General features: G+C 72.2%; 5 protein-coding genes. 2 read left to right on the top strand and 3 right to left on the bottom strand.

What is annotated here, in order from left to right:
• Nucleotides 1-805: 805 nt before the first annotated feature.
• From ACFVXK_RS36285 to ACFVXK_RS36275, 3 genes are all read right to left on the bottom strand, one after another.
• The gene (locus ACFVXK_RS36285) at nt 806-2,455 is read right to left on the bottom strand and encodes a phospho-sugar mutase (protein ID WP_389620911.1); all 1,650 of its coding nucleotides are present in this window, start codon (nt 2,453-2,455) and stop codon (nt 806-808) included.
• 47 nt (nt 2,456-2,502) lie between these two features.
• Nucleotides 2,503-3,309, bottom strand: coding sequence for a purine-nucleoside phosphorylase (locus ACFVXK_RS36280; RefSeq protein ID WP_045949141.1), 807 nt, complete (start codon nt 3,307-3,309; stop codon nt 2,503-2,505).
• A gap of 163 nt (nt 3,310-3,472) precedes the next feature.
• Complete coding sequence (locus tag ACFVXK_RS36275) at nt 3,473-3,910, bottom strand: gamma-glutamylcyclotransferase (RefSeq protein ID WP_007266087.1); 438 nt, start codon at nt 3,908-3,910, stop codon at nt 3,473-3,475.
• 208 nt (nt 3,911-4,118) lie between these two features.
• Between ACFVXK_RS36275 and ACFVXK_RS36270 the strand changes: the two genes are divergently transcribed.
• Nucleotides 4,119-5,558, top strand: a complete 1,440-nt coding sequence (locus ACFVXK_RS36270; RefSeq protein WP_389620907.1) for an NAD(P)H-quinone dehydrogenase — start codon at nt 4,119-4,121, stop codon at nt 5,556-5,558.
• A gap of 223 nt (nt 5,559-5,781) precedes the next feature.
• Entirely contained in the window at nt 5,782-6,714 is a 933-nt protein-coding gene (locus ACFVXK_RS36265) for a DeoR/GlpR family DNA-binding transcription regulator (RefSeq protein ID WP_389620914.1), read from the top strand.
• Nucleotides 6,715-6,731: the final 17 nt, after the last annotated feature.

The raw sequence follows: 6,731 nt of genomic DNA, 5'->3' as shown, positions 1-6,731 counted from the left end.
ACCGTGAGGTGACCTCAGGCGCGTCGGATCGCTACGCGCTCCTCGATTTCCGGCGTCCGGCGGCCCTCTTGGGCTGGGATGCTCTGCCGATTGGCATGTGGCTCGCGTACCAGCCCCAGACGGCGGCCGGACGCCGAGATCTGTGCAGCGCGTAGCGATCTGACGCGCCCGGCGGCCCCGGATGCCAATCCCACCGCCCTTTGGTGCGGGTATCAGCCCCAGACGGCTGGCAGATGCCGGAATTCGAGGAGCGCGTAGCGATGTGGCGCGCCCACCGGCCCCGGATGACGAATCCGTCGTCCTTTGGCCACTGCAGCGAGCCCAGGCGGCTGGTAGACGCTGAGACGGGAGGAGCGCGTAGCGATCTGGGGCGTGGGGGCGGCCCCGGAGGGCAGTCGCATCTGCCCGGATGGATGTCTGACGGCCCCCGGCCAGCCCGGCTGGTCCCTGACTCGGCCGCATGTCCATCTCCGGACCGTCCCGTTCCTTTGGGGGTTTCCCGGCAGTCTTCGTTTTTCCGGGGCGGGACGGGCTGTCAAGGGTGGAGCGCAGCGACATCGCGTAGCGACGCGACGAAGGAGCGCTCTTGACTGACCGGCCCGACGCGGAAGGACGATGAGACTGACGGGAAAGCCCCAGCCGATCTCTGAGACCGCCGGCTGAGGCCCCGGTCGTCTGCGGTCCCGGTCCGCTGGGCCGTTCCGGTCCGGGAAGGCGGTTCCGGTCCGGGAAGGTGGTGCCGGAGCGCCGATGGCCCCCCGCAGGCTGAGCAGCGGGGGGCCATCGGGGCGGCGGGGCGCCGGGCCTACAGGCCCATCGCCGCCGCGAGGTCCTTCTTCACCGTGTCCAGGATTTCCTGGCCCCGGGTGCGGGCCGCCGTGAGGTCCGAGGGTTCCGCGACCGGGACGACGACCTCGAGGTAGCACTTCAGCTTGGGCTCCGTGCCCGACGGGCGGCAGATGACCCGGGCCTTGTAGTCGCCCTCCAGGTAGTAGCGGAGGCCGTCCGTGGGCGGGAGCTTCTCCGTGCCCTGGGACAGGTCCTCCGCCGAGACCACCCGCAGGCCCGCCAGGGCCGTCGGGGGCTCCGCGCGCAGCTGCGCCATCGCGTTGGCGATGATCGACAGGTCCTCGACGCGGACCGACAGCTGGTCGGTGTGGTGGAGGCCGTGGGCCATCGCCAGGTCGTCCAGGAGATCGGTCAGGGTGCGGCCCTGCTCCTTGAGCACCGAGGCCAGTTCGGCGACCAGCAGGGCGGCGGTGATGCCGTCCTTGTCGCGGACGCCCTCGGGGTCCACGCAGTAGCCGAGGGCTTCCTCGTAGCCGTAGCGCAGGCCCTCCACGCGGGAGATCCACTTGAAGCCCGTGAGGGTCTCCTCGTAGCCGAGGTTCGCCGCCTCGGCGATCCGGCCCAGGAGGGAGGAGGAGACGATCGACTCGGCGAAGACGCCCTGCGCGCCCTTGTGGACCAGGTGGGCCGCCAGGAGGGCGCCGACCTCGTCGCCGCGCAGCATGCGCCAGCCGCCGTTGTCGGGGACGGCCACGGCGCAGCGGTCCGCGTCCGGGTCGTTGGCGATCACGATGTCCGGCTGGACCTCGGCGGCCTTCGCGAAGGCCAGGTCCATCGCGCCGGGCTCCTCCGGGTTGGGGAAGGCGACCGTCGGGAAGGCCGGGTCCGGCTCCGCCTGCTCGGCGACGAGCACCGGGGTGGGGAAGCCGTGCCGGGCGAAGGCCGCCATGACGACGTCCTTGCCGACGCCGTGCATGGCCGTGTACACGGTCCGTACGCCGCGCGGGGACGCGGGCGTCAGGACGGAGTCCGTGCGGGCCAGGTACGCCTCCAGGACCTCCTCGTCGAGCTGCAGCCAGCCGTCGGAGGGGCGGGGGACGGAGGCGAGGGAGGGGATCGCGTCGATCTCCGCCGCGATCTGCGCGTCCGCCGGGGAGACGATCTGCGAGCCGTCGCCGAGGTAGACCTTGTAGCCGTTGTCCCGCGGAGGGTTGTGGCTCGCGGTCACCTCGACGCCGGCGACGGCCCCCAGGTGCCTTATGGCGTACGCGAGGACGGGCGTGGGCAGCGGGCGGGGGAGGACGGCGGCGCGCAGGCCGGCGCCCGTCATGACGGCCGCCGTGTCGCGGGCGAAGTCCGCGGACTTGTAGCGCGCGTCGTAGCCGACGACCACCAGGCCGCCCTCGTGGCCCTGGGCCTTGAGGTAGGCCGCCAGGCCCGCCGCGGCGCGGATCACCACGGAGCGGTTCATCCGCATCGGGCCCGCGCCGATCTCGCCGCGCAGTCCGGCGGTGCCGAACTGGAGCGTGCCGGAGAAGCGGTCCGCGAGCTCGGCGGTGTCGCCCGCCTCGATGAGGGCGCGCAGCTCGGCCGCGGTCTCCTCGTCGGGGTCCTCCGCCAGCCAGGTCCGGGCCCGGGTGAGCAGGTCGTCCTGTGCCTGTTCCACTAGTTCCGCCTTGCCTCTCGTACGTCGATCAGTCGGTCGGGTGCCGGTCAGATGCGGGCGAGGACCTGCGTCAGCAGGGTGCCCATGCGGGCGGCGGAGTCGCGGCCGGCCTGGAGGACCTCTTCGTGGTTCAGCGGCTCGCCCGACAGGCCCGCGGCCAGGTTGGTGACCAGGGAGATGCCGAGCACCTCGGCGCCGGCCTCGCGGGCGGCGATGGCCTCCAGCACGGTGGACATGCCGACCAGGTCGGCGCCCATGACGCGGATCATGTTGATCTCGGCCGGGGTCTCGTAGTGCGGGCCGGGGAACTGGACGTAGACGCCCTCTTCGAGGGTCTCGTCGATCTCCTTGCACATCGCGCGCAGGCGCGGCGAGTACAGGTCGGTGAGGTCCACGAAGTTCGCGCCGACGATCGGCGAGGTCGCGGTGAGGTTGAGGTGGTCGCTGATCAGGACGGGCTGGCCGGGCTTCATGCCCTCGCGCAGGCCGCCGCAGCCGTTGGTCAGGACGACGGTCTTGCAGCCGGCGGCGACGGCGGTACGGACGCCGTGCGCGACGGCGGCGACGCCGCGGCCCTCGTAGAAGTGGGTCCGGCCGAGGAAGAGCAGGGCGCGCTTGTCGCCGATCTTGTACGAGCGGATCTTGCCGCCGTGGCCCTCGACGGCGGGCGGCGGGAAGCCGGGCAGCTCGGTGACCGGGAACTCGGCCTCGGGCGCGCCGAGCGCCTCTGCGGCGGGGGCCCAGCCGGAGCCCATGACGAGGGCGACATCGTGGGATTCGACGCCGGTGAGCTCGCGGAGGCGGGCGGCGGCGGCGTCGGCGGCGGCGAAGGGGTCGGTAACAGATGCGTTCACGCGGATGAGCGTAGCCGCTGTTGGCCTACGCGCGTAGATGGCACAGCTCACGGTGTTCGGATCGTTGCCTTGTCGTTTCCGCCGAATCGTCCCGGAGGGCCTGGAGGGAAGCTGGGGCTCCGCCCCAGACCCCCCGCGCCTCATGCTGTGGCGGGGCTGGAATTCAGCAGGGCCGCTTGCGGAGTTCCATCACGTAGTCGTGCGGGGCGCCCGCCGATTCCGCGGCGTCGGCGATCTCGCCGAGGTAGCGGGCCGAGGGGAGGCCGCCCTCGTAGCCGTTGAGGACGTAGCACCAGGCGGCCTCCTCGCCGTCCAGCGTGTGGACCCGGATCCGCATGCGGCGGTAGATGTCCAGCCCGACGCCCTCCCAGCGGTCCATGGAGTCCTCGTCGAGCGGTGCGATGTCGTACAGGGCGACGAAGACCTGCTGGCGGGGGGCTTCCACGATGGTGGCGAGAGCGCCTTCCCAGCCCATCTGCTCGCCGCCGAAGGTCAGCCGCCAGTCGTTGATCCAGCCCGTGCCGCGCAGCGGCGAATGCGGAGCGCGGCGCGTCATCAGCCGCGGGTCGAGGTTGCCGGCGTACGCGGCGTAGAGCGACATGAGGTCGAGGGTACGGGAGGGGTGCCCCGGCACGCGTGCCCGGATGGCGCACGGATGACAGGACCGGGAGTGGGACACGTGAGCGGGACCGGGAGTGGAGCACCTTGAAGCGTGCGGGACAATGGGCGTGGAATGCATCCCCCGGGGAGACCCCCCGGATCGCCGGCCGGGGCGGCAGCCGGCCGGGCAGACGTGAGGCGGAGTTTTCGTGACCCGGATCGTGATCATCGGCGGCGGACCCGGCGGGTATGAGGCGGCCCTGGTGGGGGCCCAGCTCGGCGCGGAGGTGACCGTCGTCGACTGCGACGGTCTGGGCGGGGCGTCGGTGCTGACCGACTGCGTGCCCTCCAAGACCCTCATCGCGACCGCCGAGGTCATGACCACCTTCGACTCCTCCTACGAGGAGCTCGGCATCGTCGTCGCCGACGACACCCCGCCCATCGAGCAGGCCGCGCGCGTCGTCGGCGTCGATCTCGGCAAGGTGAACCGGCGCGTCAAGCGCCTCGCGCTCGCCCAGTCGCACGACATCACCGCCTCCGTGACCCGGGCCGGCGCCCGCGTGCTGCGCGGCCGCGGCAAGCTCGGCGGGCCGCAGGGCATCGACGGCACCCGGGACGTCATCGTCACCGCGGCCGACGGCACGGAGACGATCCTCACCGCCGACGCCGTGCTGATCGCCACCGGCGGCACCCCGCGCGAGATCCCCGACGCGATGCCCGACGGGGAGCGGATCCTGAACTGGACCCAGGTCTACGACCTGGAGGAGCTCCCCGAGGAGCTCATCGTGGTCGGCTCCGGTGTCACCGGCGCCGAGTTCGCCGGCGCGTACCAGGCGCTGGGCTCCCGCGTGACGCTGGTGTCCTCCCGCGACCGCGTGCTGCCGGGCGAGGACCCGGACGCGGCCGCCGTCCTGGAGGACGTCTTCCGCCGCCGCGGCATGAACGTCATCGGCCGCTCGCGCGCCGAGTCCGCGAAGCGGGTCGGCGACCGGGTCGAGGTCACCCTCTCCGACGGCCGGGTCATCAGCGGCACCCACTGCCTGATGGCGGTCGGCGCGATCCCGAACACCAAGGACATGAACCTGGAGGAGTCCGGGGTCCGGCTGAAGGAGTCCGGGCACATCTGGACCGACAAGGTCTCGCGGACCTCCTCGCCGGGCGTGTACGCCGCCGGTGACGTGACTGGCGTCTTCGCGCTGGCCTCCGTCGCCGCCATGCAGGGGCGCATCGCGATGTACCACTTCCTCGGTGACGCGGTGGCCCCGCTGAACCTGAAGACGGTCTCCTCGAACGTCTTCACCGACCCCGAGATCGCCACTGTCGGTTACACCCAGGCCGACGTGGACGCCGGGAAGATCGACGCCCGTGTCGTGAAGCTGCCCCTGCTGCGCAACCCGCGCGCCAAGATGCAGGGCATCCGGGACGGCTTCGTGAAGCTGTTCTGCCGTCCGGGCACCGGGATCGTGGTCGGCGGCGTGGTCGTCTCGCCGCGCGCGAGCGAGCTGATCCACCCCATCTCGATCGCGGTCGACAACAACCTGACCGTCGAGCAGATCGCAAACGCGTTCACCGTGTACCCCTCGCTGTCGGGTTCGATCGCCGAGGTCGCCCGCCAGCTCCACACGCGCAAGGCGGCCGGAGAGGCGTAGGGGCCGGGCAACCGCCCCTGCCCGTAACGGGGTTGGGGCGGGCTCCGGGACCGGGCGGTGGCGTCCGGGTGGACGCGGGGTATCCGTTCGGACGCGTATACCACTTGTCGCCCCACCGTATGGACAACTTCGGTATTCCGGTGCAAGGAGCTGAAACCAGACGGTCGTTGGGGTTACTGTCAGTTTCGTGTTCGCTGCTGAACGTCGCCAACTGATCCTCGAAATGGTGCGTGCCAACGGGGCGGTATCCCTCCGTGAGCTCGCCCGCGTCGTCCAGACCTCCGAAGTGACCGTACGGCGCGACGTGCGGGCACTGGAGGCCGAAGGACTCCTCGACCGCCGGCACGGCGGTGCGGTCTTGCCGGGCGGTTTCACGCGGGAGTCCGGCTTTCCGCAAAAGTCCCATCTCGCCACGGCGGAGAAGACCGCCATCGCCGACGTCGCGGCCGGCCTCGTCGAAGAGGGCGAGGCCGTCGTCGTCGGCGCGGGCACCACGACCCAGGAGCTGGCCCGCCGGCTGGCCCGGGTGCCCGGTCTGACCGTCGTCACCAACTCGCTGCTCGTCGCCCAGGCGCTGGCGCACGCCAACCGGGTGGAGGTGGTGATGACCGGCGGCACGCTGCGCGGGTCGAACTACGCCCTCGTCGGCAGCGGCGCCGAACAGTCCCTGCAGGGGCTGCGGGTCTCGCGGGCCTTCCTGTCCGGCAGCGGTCTGACCGCCGAGCGCGGGCTGTCCACGTCCAACATGCTCTCCGCGAGCGTGGACCGGGCGCTGGTGCAGGCGGCGGCGGAGGTCGTCGTCCTCGCCGACCACACCAAGCTGGGCACCGACACGATGTTCCAGACGGTGCCGACGGACGTGATGACCCGGCTGGTCACGGACGAGCCCCCGCCGCACGACGACCGGGCCGCCACCGAGCTGCAGGCGCTGGCCGACCAGGGCGTGCAGATCACGGTCGCCGGGTCCGCGCCGGCCTCCGGCGGCGGACACGGCGGGGCCGGGGACGGGCTGCCCGGGCGTCGGCCGCGCCGGGACGCGCCGCTGCCGGTGCAGCGGCGGGGCGGGCCGGGTGCGCAGCTGCGGAGCGCTCCCGCGTCGATGCTGGAGCAGCAGGCGGGGGAACGGGCTCGCGTCGCGGACATGAGGCGGCGGTAGCTTCCGCCACCGGCCGG

Origin of the sequence: Streptomyces sp. NPDC058157 (assembly GCF_042884105.1) — a bacterium.
GTDB lineage: Bacteria > Actinomycetota > Actinomycetes > Streptomycetales > Streptomycetaceae > Streptomyces.
This window is presented reverse-complemented; position numbering and strand designations above follow the sequence as displayed.

Excerpts from the sequence above, each read along its gene's own strand:
- ACFVXK_RS36275 (WP_007266087.1), bottom strand. The coding sequence starts at position 3,910 with ATGTCGCTCTACGCCGCGTACGCCGGCAACCTCGACCCGCGGCTGATG.
- ACFVXK_RS36265 (WP_389620914.1), top strand. The coding sequence starts at position 5,782 with ATGGTGCGTGCCAACGGGGCGGTATCCCTCCGTGAGCTCGCCCGCGTC.